General features: G+C 73.7%; 13 protein-coding genes. 9 read left to right on the forward strand and 4 right to left on the reverse strand.

Features of this window, described 5'->3' with window-relative positions; genetic code table 11:
• Positions 1 to 16: 16 nt before the first annotated feature.
• Genes ASH01_RS10145 through ASH01_RS10165 form a run of 5 tightly spaced genes read left to right on the forward strand, consistent with a single transcriptional unit; the run spans position 17 to position 7,328 of the window.
• Positions 17 to 1,324 (forward strand): SWIM zinc finger family protein, encoded by a 1,308-nt coding sequence (locus tag ASH01_RS10145; protein ID WP_056774977.1) that lies wholly within the window; start codon positions 17 to 19, stop codon positions 1,322 to 1,324.
• Complete coding sequence (locus tag ASH01_RS10150; protein WP_056774979.1) at positions 1,321 to 2,841, forward strand: DUF5691 domain-containing protein; 1,521 nt, start codon at positions 1,321 to 1,323, stop codon at positions 2,839 to 2,841. The genes ASH01_RS10145 and ASH01_RS10150 overlap by 4 nt, the downstream gene beginning before the upstream one ends.
• Complete coding sequence (locus tag ASH01_RS10155; RefSeq protein ID WP_056774982.1) at positions 2,838 to 3,935, forward strand: ATP-binding protein; 1,098 nt, start codon at positions 2,838 to 2,840, stop codon at positions 3,933 to 3,935. The genes ASH01_RS10150 and ASH01_RS10155 overlap by 4 nt, the downstream gene beginning before the upstream one ends.
• 19 nt (positions 3,936 to 3,954) lie before the next feature.
• Positions 3,955 to 6,165: a DUF5682 family protein gene (locus tag ASH01_RS10160; RefSeq protein WP_056774985.1), complete on the forward strand. Its 2,211-nt coding sequence runs from the start codon at positions 3,955 to 3,957 to the stop codon at positions 6,163 to 6,165.
• On the forward strand, positions 6,162 to 7,328 hold the full coding sequence (locus ASH01_RS10165; RefSeq protein WP_056774989.1) for a VWA domain-containing protein: 1,167 nt from the start codon (positions 6,162 to 6,164) through the stop codon (positions 7,326 to 7,328). The genes ASH01_RS10160 and ASH01_RS10165 overlap by 4 nt, the downstream gene beginning before the upstream one ends.
• Here the strand turns inward: ASH01_RS10165 and ASH01_RS10170 are convergent.
• On the reverse strand, positions 7,321 to 7,734 hold the full coding sequence (locus tag ASH01_RS10170) for a RidA family protein (protein WP_056774991.1): 414 nt from the start codon (positions 7,732 to 7,734) through the stop codon (positions 7,321 to 7,323). The genes ASH01_RS10165 and ASH01_RS10170 overlap by 8 nt on opposite strands.
• Positions 7,735 to 7,799: 65 nt before the next feature.
• Here ASH01_RS10170 and ASH01_RS10175 point away from each other — a divergent pair, with 65 nt between their 5' ends.
• Positions 7,800 to 8,432 carry a uridine kinase family protein gene (locus ASH01_RS10175; protein ID WP_200961782.1) on the forward strand — a complete coding sequence of 211 codons (633 nt, stop codon included), beginning with the start codon at positions 7,800 to 7,802 and terminating at the stop codon, positions 8,430 to 8,432.
• On the opposite strand, the gene ASH01_RS10180 is transcribed toward ASH01_RS10175, so the two are convergent.
• The 3 genes from ASH01_RS10180 to ASH01_RS10190 form a co-directional block, all read right to left on the reverse strand.
• The gene (locus tag ASH01_RS10180; RefSeq protein WP_056774993.1) at positions 8,427 to 9,380 is read right to left on the reverse strand and encodes an alpha/beta hydrolase; all 954 of its coding nucleotides are present in this window, start codon (positions 9,378 to 9,380) and stop codon (positions 8,427 to 8,429) included. The two genes, ASH01_RS10175 and ASH01_RS10180, sit on opposite strands and share 6 nt — an antisense overlap.
• 118 nt (positions 9,381 to 9,498) lie before the next feature.
• The gene (locus ASH01_RS10185) at positions 9,499 to 10,107 is read right to left on the reverse strand and encodes a thymidine kinase (RefSeq protein ID WP_082619646.1); all 609 of its coding nucleotides are present in this window, start codon (positions 10,105 to 10,107) and stop codon (positions 9,499 to 9,501) included.
• 56 nt (positions 10,108 to 10,163) lie between these two features.
• Positions 10,164 to 10,565: a hypothetical protein gene (locus tag ASH01_RS10190; RefSeq protein ID WP_056774997.1), complete on the reverse strand. Its 402-nt coding sequence runs from the start codon at positions 10,563 to 10,565 to the stop codon at positions 10,164 to 10,166.
• A gap of 120 nt (positions 10,566 to 10,685) precedes the next feature.
• Between ASH01_RS10190 and ASH01_RS10195 the strand changes: the two genes are divergently transcribed.
• The 3 genes from ASH01_RS10195 to ASH01_RS10205 all read left to right on the forward strand — a co-directional run bounded on the left by ASH01_RS10195 (position 10,686) and on the right by ASH01_RS10205 (position 17,816).
• The gene (locus ASH01_RS10195) at positions 10,686 to 11,588 is read left to right on the forward strand and encodes an aminoglycoside phosphotransferase family protein (protein WP_056775000.1); all 903 of its coding nucleotides are present in this window, start codon (positions 10,686 to 10,688) and stop codon (positions 11,586 to 11,588) included.
• A gap of 111 nt (positions 11,589 to 11,699) precedes the next feature.
• Positions 11,700 to 17,237 carry an ATP-binding protein gene (locus ASH01_RS10200; RefSeq protein WP_056775002.1) on the forward strand — a complete coding sequence of 1,846 codons (5,538 nt, stop codon included), beginning with the start codon at positions 11,700 to 11,702 and terminating at the stop codon, positions 17,235 to 17,237.
• 51 nt (positions 17,238 to 17,288) lie between these two features.
• Positions 17,289 to 17,816, forward strand: a complete 528-nt coding sequence (locus tag ASH01_RS10205) for a hypothetical protein (RefSeq protein WP_056775004.1) — start codon at positions 17,289 to 17,291, stop codon at positions 17,814 to 17,816.
• Positions 17,817 to 17,844: the final 28 nt, after the last annotated feature.

Raw genomic sequence — 17,844 nt, forward strand, 5'->3', positions numbered from 1 at the left:
TCATGATGTGCGAGTCATGACGCGATGGACTTCCCAGCAGGTGGCCGGTCTGGCTCCCGACGCCTCGTCGCTGGCCGCTGCCCGGAGGCTCGCGCGCCCCGGGCCGTGGTCCGACACCGGCTCCACCGAGACGTTGCTCTGGGGCAAGTGCCAGGGCTCCGGCAAGACGCCCTACCAGGTGAGCATCGACCTCACCGGGCCCGCGTTCCGGTGCTCGTGCCCGAGCCGCAAGTTCCCGTGCAAGCACGGGCTCGCGCTCCTGCTCCTCTGGGTGGACGGGTCGGGGTCCGTCGCCGAGGCGACCGAGGTGGCCGGGTTCGCCCAGGAGTGGGCCGCCGAGCGCTCGGCCCGGGCCGAGGCGAAGGTCGCCGGGGACGCCGCCCGCCCGGCGAGGACCCCCGACCCCGCAGCCGCGGCAAAGCGCCTCGAGGAGCGGCTCGCCCTCATGGACGACGGCATGGACGACTTCGCGCGGTGGCTCACCGACCTCGCGCGCAGCGGCACGGCAGCCGCACGGCACCAGTCCTACGCGTGGTGGGACGGCACGGCCGCGCGCCTCGTCGACGCCCAGCTGCCCGGACTCGCCGACGACGTGCGCTCGGTCGGAGGCGCCGTGAGCGGTCGCCCCGACTGGGCCGAGCGCCTGCTCGTCGCGCTCGGTCGCTGGTGGACCGCCACTCGGGCCTGGTCCGGACGCGAGTCCCTCGACGAGGCCCGGCTCGGCGACCTGCGCGCCTACCTCGGCTGGTCGACGAGCACCGAGTCGGTGCGCGGGGCCGACGCCGTGACCGACCGCTGGCTCGTCCTCGGCGCGCACCGCAGCGACGACGGCCGCCTCCAGCAGCAGCGCACGTGGCTGCGCGGGAGCGCCACCGGCGAGACGGTGCAGGTGCTCGACTTCGCGGCCGGGGGCCAGGTGCTGCCGGTCGCGCGCGTCGTCGGATCCGGGCTCGACGCGACGCTGGCCCGCTACCCGGGTGCCGCCGTGCGGCGGGCCCTCTTCGTCGACGAGCCCACCGTCTCCGACGGCGACGTGCGTATGCCGTCCGGCGCGTCCCTCGAGGACGCGCGGTCGGCGGCGGCCGAGGCCTGGGGCCGCAACCCGTGGGCGCGCCGCATCCCCGTCGTCCTGTCCGACGTGCGCGTCGGAGTCGACCGGGTCGTCGACGCGGACGGTGCGAGCGTCTCCCTGACCGACGACGCCGACGTGTGGTCGCTGCTCGCCCTGACCGGCGGCGGACCGGCGCGCGTCTTCGGCGAGCTCGAGGAGACCCGCCTGCGGCCGCTCACCGTCGTGCTCGACGGCGAGGTGGTCGGGCTGTGAGCGATGTCGACACGTGGTGGCGCGACGTCGGTAACGCCGCGCTGCTGGGCACGGCGCGCCGGCCGGCGCCCCCGCTGCCCGACCTCGGGCGGGCCGGTGTCCTGGGACGTTCCGGCGAGTCCTCCCGCGAGGAGGCCCTCCTCGACGCCGCCGCGCTGGGCGGCGCGGCCCTGCGCGCGGGGCGCCGGCTCGACCACGCCGACCCACCGGAAGCCGCCCCCGACGACCGTCGTCCCGTGGCCCCGCGCCGGGCCGTCCAGCTGCTCGAGCTCGTCATGACCCAGCCCCCGGCCGGGGCCCAGCAGCGCAGCGCCCTGCTCGCGCACTGGCTGGGTGCCGCCGACGACGCCGGCTGCCGGGTGCCGCACGCCCTGCTGCCGACGCTGCTCGCGCTCGCCACCGGGGCGCGCGAGCTGCGGCGCCCGACGGCCGCGGTGCTCGACGAACGGGGCCGATGGCTCGCCGGGCTGCGCGACGAGTGGTCGTGGGTCGCCGACGCCTCCGCGGGCGCCGAGGCCCGCACCGCCTCGCGCCGGACCGGCGCCGCGCCGCGGGCCGACGACTGGGCCCGCCTGCCCTCGACCGACCGGGTCACCGTGCTCGCCGGTGTCCGGGCCCACGACCCGGCTGCGGCGCGCGAGCTCGTCCGCTCCACCTGGGCCACCGACGCGGCGCGCGACCGACGCGCACACCTCGACGCCCTGCGCATCGCCCTCGGCCCCGACGACGAGCCGCTCCTCGAGGACGCTCTCGACGACCGGGCCGCCAGTGTGCGTGAGCTGGCGGCCGAGCTGCTCGACGCCCTCCCGGACTCGGCACGCGCCGCTCGCATGGCCGCGCGCCTGCGACCGCTCGTCCAGCGCACCGGCCTGCTCGGTCGCGGCGTCGAGGTGCGGCTGCCCGACGAGCCGGACGACGCAGCCGTGCGCGACGGCCTCGGCAAGCCCCCGCTGCGCCGCTCCGCCCGCGGCTGGTGGCTCGAGCAGCTCTGCGCCGGCGCCCCGCTCGAGCTCTGGGCCGAGCTGACCGGCGCGGGTCCGGTGGCGACGGTCAAGCGCCTCACCGACGCGCAGGCGACGGACGCCCTGGCCGGCATACGCCGTGCCGTGCGAGTCCGACGCGACCCCGAGTGGGCGGCGGCGCTCCTCGACGGCGGCTGGGACCCGACGCTCGTGCCCGCGCTTCCGCGTGAGCTGCGTGAGCGAGCCGTGCTGAGGCGCGTCGACGCGACGAGCACCAAGCCGCACCACGCGGCCGCCGTCATCGCGGCCGTCGAGCCCCCGTGGTCGGCCGACTACAGCGTCGCCCTCGTGTCCCGGCTCCGCGCCGCACCCCAGGGCTCGGCGATCGTCGTCGCGACGATGCCCTACCTCGTCGCCGGGCTGCACCCCGCCGCGCTCGACGCCGTCGAGCGCTGGCTCGAGTCCAGCGGCGCCGACCAGACCCTGACGACCAACCTGCGCCACCTGCTCCAGTTCCACTCCGTCAAGCGATCGATCACCGAGGCCTTCAGATGAGCGAATCACCCTCTCCCACCACGGTCCTGCGCGCCCACGCCGAAGACGCGTATGCCGCCGAGCTGACCGCCCTCGCTGCCTCCGACGACCGCCCCCGCCCTCCGCGATGGAGGCTGTCGCCGTGGGCCGTCACGACCTACCTCCTCGGCGGCACGCTCGACGACGGCACCGAGATCACCCCGAAGTACCTCGGGTCACGGCGGCTCATGGAGGTCGCCGTCGCCTCGCTCGCCACCGACCGGGCCCTGCTGCTCCTCGGCGTACCGGGCACGGCCAAGACATGGGTCAGCGAGCACCTCGCGGCCGCCGTCAGCGGCTCGTCGACGCTCGTCGTCCAGGGCACGGCCGGCACGCCCGAGGAGTCGCTGCGCTACGGCTGGAACTACGCGCGCCTGCTCGCCGAGGGGCCGACGCGCGGCGCGCTCGTGCCGAGCCCGGTCATGCGGGCCATGGAGACCGGGACCCTCGTGCGCATCGAGGAGCTGACGCGCATCCCGGCTGACGTCCAGGACGCCCTCATCACGATCCTGTCCGAGAAGCACCTGCCGATCCCCGAGCTCGACTCCGAGGTGCAGGCGCAGCAGGGCTTCAACGTCATCGCCACCGCCAACAACCGCGACAAGGGTGTCAACGACCTCTCGTCGGCCCTCAAGCGCCGCTTCAACACCCTCGTGCTGCCCCTGCCCGACACCCTCGCGCAGGAGGTCGAGATCGTCCGCACCCGCGTCGACTCGCTGGGCCGCTCGCTCGAATTGCCGCCCGGGCTCGAGTCCCTCACCGAGATCGAGCGCGTCGTCACGATCTTCCGCGAGCTGCGCTCGGGGGTCACCGCCGACCAGCGGACCACCGTCAAGTCGCCGTCGGCGACGTTGTCGACCGCCGAGGCCATCTCGGTCATGACCAACGGGCTGTCGCTCGCCGCCCACTTCGGCGACGGCATCGTCCGGGCCGACGACGTCGCGGCCGGCCTCGTCGGCGCCGTCGTCAAGGACCCGGTCCAGGACCGCATCGTCTGGCAGGAGTACCTCGAGACCGTCGTCAAGGACCGCACCGAGTGGACCGACCTCTACCGCGCGTGCCGCGAGCTCGGCTGAGCCCGTGAGCGTTCCTGGGGTGGACGTTCGTGTCGAGGTGCTCGGCGTCCGGCACCACGGTCCGGGCTCCGCACGCTCCGTCGGGCGCGCCCTCGACGAGCTGCTGCCCGACGTCGTCGTCATCGAGGGGCCGCCCGAGCTCGACGCGCTGATCCCGCTCGCCGCCGACCCCGACCTCGTGCCGCCGGTGGCCGGGCTCGTCTACGCCGTCGACGAGCCGAGGCTTGCGGCGTTCTACCCGTTCGCCGTCTTCTCCCCCGAGTGGGTCGCGCTGCGGTGGGCCCTCGAGCACGGGGTCGACGTCCGCTTCGCCGACCTGCCCGCGACGCACCACCTCGCCGACAGCGACGCCGAGGACGCTCCGCGTCGTCCGGGCCGGCGCCTCGACCCCATCTCGGCCCTCGCGTCGGCTGCCGGCTACGACGACCCCGAGCGTTGGTGGGAGGACGCCGTCGAGCACCGCCGCACGTCGTCTCTCGCCCACTTCGCCCACCTGCGCGAGGCGATGGAGGGGGTCCGGGGCGACCTCGAGGTCGACGACGACGCGCGGCGAGAGGCGTTCATGCGCAAAGTGATCCGTGCCGAGATGCGGGGCGGTCGCGAGCGCATCGCCGTCGTCTGCGGCGCCTACCACGCCCCGGCTCTCGACCCGGCATCCTTCCCGCCGGCCAGCCGTGACAACGCGCTCATGAGCAAGCTGCCGAAGATCAAGGTCGCCGCCACGTGGGCGCCGTGGAGCTCCGAGCGCCTGTCGTATGCCAGTGGCTACGGCGCGGGGGTCCGCTCGCCCGGGTGGTACCACCACCTCTTCGTCACCCCCGACGACGAGGTCGTGCCGTCGTGGTTCGTCCGCGTCGCCCGGGCCCTGCGCGGCCAGGATCTCGACGCGTCGACCGCCTCGGTCGTCGAGGCGACCCGTCTCGCGGGCGCGCTCGCCGCCGTGCGGGGCAGGCCGTCGGTCGGGCTCGCCGAGCTGACCGATGCGGCCCGGGCGGTCCTCACGGAGGGCTCCGACCTGCCCCTGCGGCTCGTCGACCGCACCCTCGTCATCGGTGAGCTGCTCGGGAGGGTGCCCGAGTCGACGCCGATGGTGCCACTGGCCGGCGACCTCGCGAAGCAGCAGAGAAACCTGCGGCTCAAGGCGTCCGCGACCTCGACGGTCGTGCAGCTCGACCTCCGCCGCGAGTCCCAGCTCGCCCGGTCGGTGCTGCTGCACCGACTCGCCGTCCTCGACGTCCCGTGGGGCACACAGGTCGACGCCGGCCGCACGACGGGCACCTTCAAGGAGGCCTGGGAGCTCGAGTGGACACCCGAGCTCGCCGTCGCCGTCATCGAGGCGAGCCTCCACGGCACGACGGTCCGCAGCGCCGCCGAGTCCCGCATCGCCGAGGAGGCGGGGGCAGCGGCCGACCTCCGCGTCCTCGGGCGGCTCATCGAGGAGTGCCTGCTCGCCGACCTGCCGGAGGGACTGCGCGCCGTCGTGGCCGCGCTGGCCGAGCGCACGGCCCGACAGCACGACACCCAGGCCCTGCTCGAGACCGTCGAGCCGCTCGCGCGGACGTGCCGCTACGGCGACGTGCGCGGCGTCGACGTCGCCGACGTGGCGCACGTGCTCCAGACCGTCGTCGTGCGTGCGTCCGTCGGGCTCCGCGCCGCGTGCTCGAGCCTCGACGACGACAGCGCGGCCGCCATGCGCACCGCTGTCGAGGCGGCGCACCGCGGTGTGGCGCTCGTCGACCGCGACGACCTGCGCGACCCGTGGACCGACGCGCTCGTGACCGTCGGTCGCGACGAGGTCATCCACGGCGCCGTCGCCGGACGCGTCAACCGGCTGCTGCTCGACGGCTCGCACCTCACGCACGACGAGGCGGCCGCGCGCCTGAGCCGCCGGCTCTCCCCCGGCACCCCGGCCCCGGCCGCCGCGGCCTGGCTCGACGGTTTCCTCACCGGCGAGGCGCTGCTCCTCATCCACGGCGACGACCTGCTCTCGATCATCGACGAGTGGCTCGTGGGTGCGTCCGAGGAGGCCTTCGAGGACCTCCTGCCCCTCGTGCGTCGCACGTTCTCGCGCTACCAACCCGCCGAACGCCGCCTCATCGGGACGCACCTGCGCGACCTCGCGAGCGGCACGCGTACGACCCCGTCGTCGACGGACTCGCTCGACCTCGACCGGGCGGCACCGGCGATCGCCGCGGTCGCCCGCCTGCTCGGGATGGAGGTGGCGTCATGACCGACCGCGACCGGCTCACCCGTTGGCGCCTCGTCCTCGGCGGCGAGCAGTCCGACGGCATCGGCGAGGGCGCGAGCCTCGACCCCGACGACCTCAAGCGCGACGAGGCCCTGCGCGAGCTCTACGACGGCGAGCGCCGTAGCGGTCTGGGGGCGTCGGCGCCGCGCGTCGCGCGCTGGCTCGGCGACATCCGTGGATACTTCCCGTCGTCGGTCGTGCAGGTCATGCAGCACGACGCGATGGACCGCCTCGGCCTGACCCAGCTGCTCCTCGAGCCCGAGCTCATGGAGGCCGTGCAGCCCGACGTCAACCTCGTCACGACGCTCGTCGGGCTGGGCCGCGTCATCCCCGAGCGGTCGCGCGCCACGGCGCGGGCGGTCGTCCGCGTCGTCACCGACGAGCTCGAGGAGCGGCTCCGCTCCGAGACGGTCCAGGCCGTCTCCGGCGCGCTCAACCGGGCCTCACGCACCCGGCGCCCCAAGGCGTCCGACATCGACTGGAACCGCACCATCGCGGCCAACCTCAAGCACTACCAGCCCGAGCACGGCACCGTCGTGCCCGAACGGCTCGTCGGTCACGCCCGGCGGGCGCACCGGGTCGAGCGGCGGATCATCCTCTGCATCGACCAGTCCGGCTCGATGGCCGAGTCCGTCGTCTACTCCAGCGTCTTCGGGGCAGTCCTCGCCTCGCTCCGGTCGGTCGAGACGCGCCTCGTCGTCTTCGACACCGCCGTCGTCGACCTCACCGACGAGCTCGACGACCCCGTCGACGTGCTCTTCGGCGTGCAGCTCGGCGGAGGCACCGACATCAACCAGGCGCTCGCCTACTGCGAGGGCCTCATCGAGCAGCCGGGCGAGACGATCCTCGTGCTCATCAGCGACCTCTACGAAGGCGGCATCGCCGAGGAGATGGTCCGACGCGCATCCTCGATCGTCGCGTCCGGCGCGACGATGGTCGCCCTGCTCGCGCTCAGCGACTCGGGCCGGCCGAGCTTCGACGCCGACCACGCCTCGGCCCTCGCGGCCGTCGGGGTGCCGGCCTTCGCCTGCACGCCCGACCAGTTCCCCGACCTCATGGCGACGGCCATCGAGAAGCGCGACATCACGGCCTGGGCCGCGGCCAACGACATCGTCACGACCCACGAGGCCGAGCCGGCTACCTGAGCGCGGCGACGGCCTCGATCTCCACGAGCTGGTCCGGGTAGCCGAGGACGGTGACGCCGTGCAGGGTGCTCGGCACCTCGTGCTCGCCGAAGGCGTGGTGGACGACGGTCCACGCCGCCACGAGGTCCTCGCGGACGGCCGTCGCCACGAGGACGCGCGTGTAGGCGACGTCCCCCAGCGTCGCGCCGGCGGCCTCGAGAGCGGTCACGAGGTTGGCCACGCACTGCCGGGCCTGGGCTGCGACGTCGCCGGGCGCAAGGGTCGCACCGGACTCGTCGAGGGGGCAGGCTCCCGCTGCGAAGACGAGCCGGGCACCGGCATCGGTCGTCGCGGCATACGCGTAGGGCGCGGTGTCGGTGAGCGCGGCGGCCCTGATGAGGCGCACGGCGCTGGTGGGTCGGCTCATGGTCAGGACGTTAGTGCGCGAGCCGACCTGACCCTGAGGACGCGACCGGACGGCATACTCACGCCATGCGACTGCACCCCGAGGAGACCGAGGCGGGGCCGTGGCGTCCCGTCGACGATGCCGCGCTCGAGACGCTCCTCGGGACCCTGCTCCCGGACGGACGGGGCGTCCTGCTCGTCGACGGCCGGTCCGGGTCGGGCAAGACGACGTTCGCCGAGCGGGCGGCGACGCTGCTCGGCGGTGCTGTCGTCCACACCGACGACCTCGCCTGGCACCACGACGCGACCGCGTGGGACGACATCGCCCTCGAGCACGTCATCGGGCCCTGGCGGCGCGGCGAGCTCGTCGACCACCGACCGCCGGGCTGGGCCGCGCAGGGGCGCGACGGTTCCGTGACCGTCCCCGAGGGCGTACGCGTGCTCGTCCTCGAGGGCGTCGGCGCGGGCCGCGCGTCGCTGGCCCTCCACGCCGACGTGGTCGTCTGGGTGCAGGCCGACCGTGACGAGGCGCGCGAGCGCGGGCTGCGGCGCGACGTCGAGCTCGGTCGCACGCGTGCGGAGGCCGAGCGATTCTGGGACGAGTGGATGACGGCCGAGGAGCCCTTCCTCGCCGGTGACCGTCCTTGGCAGCGAGCCGACCTCGTGGTCAGCGGCGACGCTGGCGGCTGGGTGGTGGCGCCGGGCGGTCCTCGGTCATGACTGCAGCGCGCGCTCGAGCGTGCTCCTGATCGTCGCGGGCCAGTCGTCGGGCTTCGGCACGATCCGGAGCTCGGCCTGCGACGACAGCGCGAGCACCCGGCGCTGGTACTGCCTCCAGACACCGTCGATCTTGCTGCCGTCGACCGCCGCCGGCCACGGCTGCACCTGCGCCCCGACGAGGTCGTAGAGCGGCGTGGACGTCACGGGCAGCCGTTCGTAGGCCGTCCACGAGCTCGGGTCGAGGCTCTCCTTGTTCGTCGCGACCGCGTTGAAGCGGCCGAGGTCGGCCCACACGCCGCCCAGCTCAGGGTCGCTCGGGTCCTTCGGCGGCAGGAGCCTGAGCAGGGCGCCGGTGGGTCCGAAGTAGCCCGGGGGGACGGGGTCGAGCAGGACGACGGCCTTGGCGTCGGACTCGTGCCGGCTCATCCACGTCAGCACGATCGGAGCCCCCATGGCGAGTCCCAGGACGACGACGGGCCGTGTCAGCCCGAGCCCCGAGATGACTCCGTCGAGGTCGTCGGCGAGGCTGGCGAAGGTCTGGCGGTCGGGCACCGAGTCGCTCCGTCCGATCCCGAGTCGGTCATAGACACAGACCCGGCCGCGCGTCGCGAGGGTCTGCGGGATCGTGCCCCACGCGTCGTCCATGGCCAGTCCGTAGTCGGCCACGAGGACGACCGACGGGCCGCTGCCGGCGCACCGGGCCTTGAGGTGCCGGCCGGCAACGACGACGTCACGCTCGGGCTCGAGGGTCGGGGTCGCTCGCACGGTCGGGGTTGCTCGTACGGTGGGGGTTGCTCGTGCGGTCGGGGTCGTCACGGCGCCGGCACCGGCGGAGCCGGACGTGCAGGCCGCGAGGGCCGGTGCCAGCGCCATCACGAGCACGACGGTCAGCCACCTCAGGCCGTGCGTGGTTCCGGTCCGGTGCCTGCGTCCGGTCGTGGTTCCCATCTCGGTCTCCCTCTGCGAGAGCGAGGGCGTTGCGTCCTCGACCCGAGGATGACCGTTCAGGGGACGCGTGTCTGTGCGCGCGGCGACAGAGCCGGACAGGAGCCCGGGTGCCGCCGGCTCAGGACGACGCGGGCCGCACGAAGCAGGAGCGGCAGCGTGCCTCGTAGGTGAAGGTGCCGTCGTCCGGAAGGGCCTCGGAGCCGCCGAGGCTGTCGAGGAAGGGCTCGCCCGAGCGGAGGACCTGCGTGTGCGTGGCGCTGAAGTCGCGGCACTGGTCGCACACGGCGCGGCGGTAGGTCACGGTGTCGGGCCCGAGCTCGAGCAGCGCCCGGACGGGGGCGAAGAGCTCGCCGCGGTGGTCGAGGTCGATGCCGGCGACGACGACACGGGTGCCGCGACGCAGGAGCTGGTCGACGACCGCGACGTCGCCGAGGTCGAACATGTGCACCTCGTCGACGGCCACGACGTCGAGCTGCTCGTCGAGGGCCTCGTGCAGGCTGCGCACCTTCGTCGTCGCGAGCACCCCACCGCTGCGGGAGGTGACGCCGCTGTCGCGGACGTGCCGCTCCGACTGGTACACGCGGTGTCGCACCCGCGTGAACTGCAGCGGTGACAGCAGCGAGATGAGCGCGAGGCTCTTGCCCGACTTCATCGGCCCGAGGACGACGTCGAGCGACACCTCGGACGCGGTGCGGACGGCCTGCCTGACGTCGTCGATCGTGGTCACGGGCGAGAACGCTATCGGCCCCCGGTGTCAGTCGGTGGCATCGCCTCGCACCCGGGTCAGCGGCCGTAGCCGTTGGCGCCTCGGATCACGTTCTCGATGCACGCGTCGACGGTGCCCGACGTGGTCACCTGACCCACGAGCTCCTTGGCGTGACCGGCGGCCCGGGCCTGCGCTCCGAAGAGCCAGCACAGCGTCGGGTCGGTCTGGGTGGACGGCACGGACACGTCGACCGCCCCCACCTGCGACTGGAGCATCTGGAACTGCTCGTCCTGGTGGCCCACGAACCACAGCCAGCCGATGATGTTGGCGATGACGAGCAGGAGCACGAGGCCCACGCTCACGGGGCGACCCACTGAGCGCTCCACGCCGCTGAGAGGCGAGTCCGGACCGCGCTGCCCCGGCTGCCCGAGCCCGTCCGGCGCCTCCGCCCGCGTCGTGCTCGTCACCGTCTCGTCCATGCGACTGCCCCTGTCGTCCGTGGCGCTCCCCTGTGCCGGTGAGGCGAAGGTACTCCCAAGGTCGACGCCTCGCCCGGAAAGCAGTCGCCAGGGACGCTGCTCGCCGCCTAGCGTGCCGGGATGCCAATGCACGAGGACGAGGTCCGCGCGACTCCCGAGCTGGTCCGACGGTTGCTCGCCGACCAGTGCCCGCAGCTTGCGGAGCGGCCCGTGACGGCCCTCCCCGACGACGTCGAGGGCACCGACAACGTCCTCTTCCGGCTCGGCGACGCGCTCGTCGTGCGGATGCCCAAGGTCGAGTGGGCCGCGCAGCAGGCCGACTCCGACGCCCGGTGGCTCCCTCGTCTCGCACCGCACCTGCCCGTCGGCGTGCCGGTCCCCGTCCACCTCGGACGCCCGTCCGACGACTACCCGTGGGCGTGGTCGGTCGTCCCCTGGGTCGACGGCACGACCCCGCCGCGCCTCGGCTCCGACGACGTCCCTCTCGCCCGCGACGTCGCGGACTTCGCCCTGCGACTGCGCGAGGTCGACGCCACGGGCGGCCCCACCAAGCCACCGGGCTCGCGCGGCACCCCGCTCTCCCACGTCGACGCGGCGGCGCGCGCCGGCCTCGAGCGGCTGCGCGGCCACGACGACGCCCTCGACCTCGACGCCGCCGAGCGCGCCTGGGACATCTGCGTCTCCGCCCCGGACTGGGAGGGCGACCCCGTGTGGATCCACGGCGACCTCCAGCCCGGCAACCTCGTCGTCGACACCGGCCGCCTGGTCGCCGTCATCGACTGGGGCGCCCTCGGTGTCGGCGACCCGGCTCCCGACGTCGCCGCCGCCCTGTGGACCTTCACGGGAGACGCACGAGACCTCTACCGCGAGACCGTCTGCCCCGACGACGCCACGTGGCTCCGGGCGTGCGGGTGGGCTCTCGCGCCGTCGCTCACCGGCATCGACTACTACCGGCACACCTTCCCGCGAATGGCCGAGCACGGCCGTCAGATGGTGCGCGCCGTCGTCGCCGAGCTCGCCTGACCGACCGGCCGAACCACGCACCCGACGACTCCGCGCCTGTCTACTCGCCGGTCACCGGGCAGGCGTGGAAGGCTGCAGGGTGCGACACCACCCCCGTCTGAAGGAGCACCGATGATCTCGCGCATCGCCATCGTGAACCGCGGCGAGGCCGCCATGCGGCTCATCCACGCGGTGCGGGACCTCAACGCCGCCGCGGGTCGCGACGGCCACCGCATCGAGACGGTCGCCCTGCACACCGAGGGCGAGCGGCGGGCCATGTTCGTGCGCGAGAGCGATGATGCCTACGACCTCGGACCGGCCTCGGCCCGCCCCTACCTCGACCACGCCGTCCTCGAGCGCGCCCTGCGCGAGACGAAGGTCGACGCGGCGTGGGTCGGCTGGGGCTTCGTCGCCGAGGACCCCGCCTTCGCCGAGCTGTGCGAGCGCGTCGGCGTCACCTTCATCGGCCCGAGCCCCGATGCCATGCGCAAGCTCGGTGACAAGATCGGCAGCAAGCTCATCGCCGAGGAGGTCGGCGTCCCCGTCGCGCCGTGGAGCCGCGGCGGCGTCGACACCCTCGAGGACGCGAAGGCAGCAGCCGCACGCATCGGCTATCCCCTCATGCTCAAGGCGACCGCCGGCGGTGGTGGCCGCGGCATCCGCCGCGTCGACTCCGACGCCGACCTCACCGATGCCTACGAGCGCACCCGCGACGAGGCCCAGCGCGCGTTCGGCTCGGGCGTCGTCTTCCTCGAGAAGCTCGTCACCGGCGCCCGCCACATCGAGGTCCAGGTCATCGCCGACGGCCAGGGCTCCGCGTGGGCCGTGGGCGTGCGCGACTGCTCGGTGCAGCGCCGCAACCAGAAGGTCATCGAGGAGTCCGCCTCTCCCGTCCTGCGCCCCGAGCAGGAGGACGAGGTCCGCGCCAGCGCCGAGCGGCTCGCCATCGCAGTCGGCTACGCCGGCGCCGGGACCGTCGAGTTCCTCTACCACCCGGGCGAGCGCTTCTTCGCCTTCCTCGAGGTCAACACCCGCCTCCAGGTCGAGCACCCGATCACCGAGGTCGTCACCGACACCGACCTCGTCAAGCTCCAGATCCACGTCGCGAACGGCGGGCGTCTCGACGACCTGCCCGGCGGCCGCCCCACGCAGCGCGGCCACGCCGTCGAGGCCCGACTCAACGCCGAGGACCCCGACCGCGACTTCGCCCCGAGCCCCGGCCGCATCAGCCTGCTCCAGTTCCCGGCCGGTCCCGGCATCCGCGTCGACACCGGTGTGGGAGAGGGCGACTCGATCCCCGCCGACTTCGACTCGATGATCGCCAAGATCATCGCCCACGGCCGCGACCGCGACGAGGCCCTCGCCCGCCTGCGCCGCGCCATGGCCGAGACGACCGTCGTCATCGACGGCGGCTCGACGAACAAGAGCTTCATCCTCGACCTGCTCGACCAGCCCGAGATCATCGACGGCTCCGCCGACACCGGTTGGATCGACCGCGTCCGCGCCGAGGGCCGCCTCGTGTCGCACCGCCACTCCGGCGTCGCGCTCGTCGCCGCCGGCATCGAGGCCTACGAGGACGCGGAGGCCATCGAGCGGGCCCGCCTGCTCGAGTCGGCCCGCGGGGGCCGTCCGCAGGTGCAGCACACGGTCGGCCGCGCCATCGACCTCAAGCTGCGCGGCACGGCATACAAGGTCATGGTGCTGCGCACCGCGTCGCACCGCTACCGCGTCTCCATCGCCAACGGCGGCGACGAGCACGTCGTCGACGCGACGCTCGACCGCATCGACGAGTACGCCGGCCGCATCGTCGTCGAGGGACGCGCGCACCGCCTCGTGACCGCCACCCACGGCCCCGTCCACCTCGTCGAGGTCGACGGCGTGACCCACCGCGTGTCCCGCGACGAGGGCGGCGTCGTGCGCTCGCCCGCGCCCGCGCTCGTCGTCGCCACCCCCGCGGCCGTGGGCGACGAGGTCGCCGCCGGTGCCCCGGTGCTCGTCCTCGAGTCGATGAAGATGGAGACGGTCCTCCCGGCGCCCTTCGCCGCCCGCGTGCGCGAGCTGCTCGTCTCCGTCGGCAGCCAGGTCGAGACCGGCGCACCGCTCGTGCGGCTCGAGCCCACCGGCGACGAGGCCGAGGTCGCCGAGGCCGTGGCCACCGAGACCGTCGACCTCGACCTGCCCGACTCCAACGCCGGGCAGGCGAGCGTGCGCGAGCGCGTCGGCCGCGGCATCGAGGACCTCTCCGCGAGCGTCCTCGGCTTCGACGGCGACCCGATCGGCGACCGCAGGGTGCTCACCGGCTACCTCTCGGCGCGCGACGAGCTCGCGGCGGAGGGCACGATCCCGCTGGCCGAGGAGATCGACGTCCTCGAGCTGCTCACCGACTTCGCCGAGCTGAGCCGCAACCGCCCGGCCGCCGAGGAGCGCCACACCGAGCTGCTCGTCCACAGCCCGCGTGAGCACTTCCACTCCTACCTCCAGAGCCTCGACGTCGACCGCGCAGGTCTCTCGGCGGACTTCCGCGACAAGCTCGCCCGCGTCCTGCGCCACTACGGCGTCACCGACTTCGAGCGCACGCCCGACCTGGAGGAGGCGGTCTTCCGCGTCTTCCTCGCGCAGCAGCGTTCGGCGCCCGAGGTGCAGCTCGCGACATCGATCCTCCAGCGGTGGCTCGCCGAGCCGATCCCGGCGCCGCCGCTCGACGCGGCGGCCCGTGACGCGCTCGACCGGCTCGTCGTCGCGACCCAGCTGCGCTTCCCCGTCATCGGCGACCTCGCCCGCAGCGTCCGCTTCCGCTGGTTCGACCAGCCGCTCGTCGACGAGGAGCGCCAGAGCGTCCTCGCCGGGGTCCGCGACAAGCTCGCGGCGCTCGCGGCCGAGCCCGACGCACCCGACCACACGGCGCGCATCGACGAGCTCGCTGCGATCCCCGAGCAGATCGTCCGCTTCCTCACCGAGCGCCTCCACGAGGAGGCGCCGGAGCGGCTGCCCGAGCACGAGCCGATGCTCGAGGTGCTCATCAAGCGGCACTACCGCGAGCACGAGCTGCACGGCCTGCGCACCTTCTCCGAGGGCGACCGGCCCTTCGCCGTCGCCGACTACACGCTCGACGAGCGTCCGACGCACCTGACGTCGACGATCGGCGGGGTCGACGAGCTCGTGCCGGGCAGCCCGCTCGACGCGGCCGTCTCCAACGACGTGTGGTCGCGACCCACGGGGCTCCAGTCCGTCGTCGACCTCTACCTGCGCTGGGCGCAGGAGCCCGAGTCGCCGGACGCCGCGAGCGATCAGCTCGCCGCGCTGCTCCAGCAGCTGCCCTTCGCCCAGGACGTACGCCGGGTCGCCGTCGCCGTGAGCGCCGGCCAGGGGCGCCCGGTCGGCTACTTCACCTTCCGCCCCGTCGACGGCACCCTCGTCGAGGACCGCCTCGTCCGCGGCGTGCACCCCATGGTCGGGCGCCGCCTCAACCTGTGGCGCCTCACGTCCTTCGACGTGACGCGGCTCGAGGCCCCCGAGGACGTCCTGCTCTACGAGTGCGTCGCCAAGGACAACCCCGACGACCACCGCCTCGTCGCCCTCGCGCAGGTGCGTCAGGTCGTCGTCGTGCGCGACGAGTCCGGTCAGGTGTCGGGCCTGCCGCACGTCGAGCGCGCCATCGCCAACTGCCTCGAGGCGATCCGTCGGGTCCGGGCGAGCCGCGGCGCCAAGGGTTCCCGGCTCGACATGAACCACGTGTGGGTCCAGATCTGGCCGACCATCGAGGCCGACCTCGGCCAGCTGACGGCGCTCCAGAGCAAGATCGCCCCCGTCACCGCCGGCGCCGGCATCGAGGAGGTCCTCGTGCAGGCGCAGGTCGCCGGGGCACCCGGCGAGGCGCCCGCCCCGATCGCGGGCCGCTTCTTCTACCAGCCCGGCTCGGGCGTCACCGGCTCGCTGGGCGCCCCGCCCACCGAGCCGCTCAAGCCGCTCGACGACTACGCCTCCAAGGTCGTCCGGGCCCGACGCCGTGGTCTCGTCTACCCCTACGAGCTCCAGTCGATGATCGCCGGCGACGGCGGCACGGTGCTCGAGCACGACCTCGACGACTCGGGCACGCTCGTGCCCGTCGACCGTCCGCAGGGCCTCAACAAGGCCGGCATCATCGTCGCCGTCGTCAGCTCGCCGACGGTCCGCCACCCCGAGGGCGTGACGCGCGTCGTCCTCTCGGGCGACCCGCTCCGGTCGCTCGGCTCCGTGGCCGAGGCCGAGTGCGCCCGGGTCATCGCGGCCCTCGACCTCGCCGAGCGGATGCAGGTGCCGCTCGAGTGGTACTCCCTGTCCGCCGGTGCCCGCATCTCGATGGACTCCGGCACCGAGAACATGGACTGGGTCGCCCGTGCCCTCAAGCGGATCATCGAGTTCACCCAGGCGGGTGGCGAGATCAACATCGTCGTCGCCGGCATCAACGTCGGCGCCCAGCCCTACTGGAACGCCGAGGCGACGATGCTCATGCACACCAAGGGCATCCTCGTCATGACGCCGGACAGCGCCATGGTCCTCACCGGAAAGCAGTCGCTCGACTTCTCCGGCGGCGTCTCGGCCGAGGACAACTTCGGCATCGGTGGCTACGACCGCGTCATGGGCCCGAACGGGCAGGCGCAGTACTGGGCCAAGGACCTCGCGGGTGCCCGAGCCATCCTCATGGCGCACTACGAGCACGCCTACGTCAGCCCGGGCGAGTCCGGCCCGCGCCGCGTCACGACGAGCGACCCGTCGCACCGTGACGTGACGCTCTACCCGCACGAGCTGGCCGACTCCGGCTTCAAGACGGTCGGCGACATCTTCAGCTCGCTCACCAACCCGGACCGCAAGAAGCCGTTCGACATCCGCACTCTCATGCGGGCCGTCAGCGACCAGGACCGCGAGCCGCTCGAGCGCTGGGCCGGCATGGCCGACGCCGAGACCGCGGTCGTGCAGGACGCCCACCTCGGTGGCATCCCCGTGTGCCTCATCGGCATCGAGTCCAAGTCGGTGCCGCGCCGCGGCTTCCCGCCCACCGACGGCCCCGACACGTACACGGCCGGCACGCTCTTCCCGCGGTCGAGCAAGAAGGTGGCGCGCGCCATCAACGCGGCGAGCGGCAACCGCCCCGTCGTCGTCCTGGCGAACCTGTCGGGCTTCGACGGCTCACCCGAGTCGATGCGCAGCCTCCAGCTCGAGTACGGCGCCGAGATCGGCCGGGCCATCGTCAACTTCGACGGCCCGATCGTCTTCACCGTCGTCTCCCGCTACCACGGCGGCGCGTTCGTCGTCTTCTCCAAGACGCTCAACCCGCGCATGACGGTGCTGGCCATCGAAGGGTCGTTCGCGTCGGTGCTCGGCGGTGCGCCCGCGGCGGCCGTCGTCTTCTCGCGCGACGTCGACGCCCGCACGGCGTCCGACCCGCGCGTCACCGAGCTCGAGGGTCGGGTCGCGTCGGCCACCGGCGTCGAGCGCGCCCGGCTGGCCACGGAGCTCGCCGAGCTGCGCAGCTCGGTGCGCGCCGAGAAGCTCGGCCAGGTCGCGTCCGAGTTCGACACGGTGCACAGCATCCACCGCGCCGTCTCGGTCGGGTCCGTCGACGCCGTCATCGACGCCCACGACATGCGTCCGCGCATCATCGCCGCGATCGAGGCCGGCCTGCAGGGCTGACCGGGTGGGCGCGCGGATCCGGGCGCCCACCACCGACACACAGGGGAGCACATGAGCAGCAGCACGCAGGAGTTCGTCGACCGTGCCCGCGCGGCAGCCGAGGGCACGCCGTATGCCGTCGCGGAGCGCCCGTACGGCTTCGACCTGACGATCGACCTCGCCGACGCCCGGTGGCTCACCATCACGCGGGCGCACGGGCTCAAGCGCGTCTTCACCCACGAGGTGCACCTGAGGGACGATGGCCGCTACGGCATCACCGACGTCGACAACACCGTCAGCTACAGCGGCGGGACCGCGTCGCTCTCGGCCGAGAGGTCGTTCAAGCGTGGCCGGGTGATGAGCTACTCGCGGCGCGTCGAGTTCGGCGTCGACGCCGGGACGGGTCGGGTCGGCAAGGTCGTCGACTACTCGTTCCGGGCCGGCGAGGGACGCGACCTCATCCGGGGTGTGGCGAAGGAGCTCGGCTGGGCGGAGCGGATGAACGCCGAGCAGCGTGGTGCTCTCGTCGTCGGCATCGCCACGATCGTCCTCACCGTGGGCGCCTTCGCCGCCATCGGCATCCACGCCCTGCTCAGCTGACCAGGATCACCGGCAGCGGTGCGCGGTG

Origin of the sequence: Terrabacter sp. Soil811 (assembly GCF_001429655.1) — a bacterium.
Taxonomy (GTDB): Bacteria; Actinomycetota; Actinomycetes; order Actinomycetales; family Dermatophilaceae; genus Terrabacter.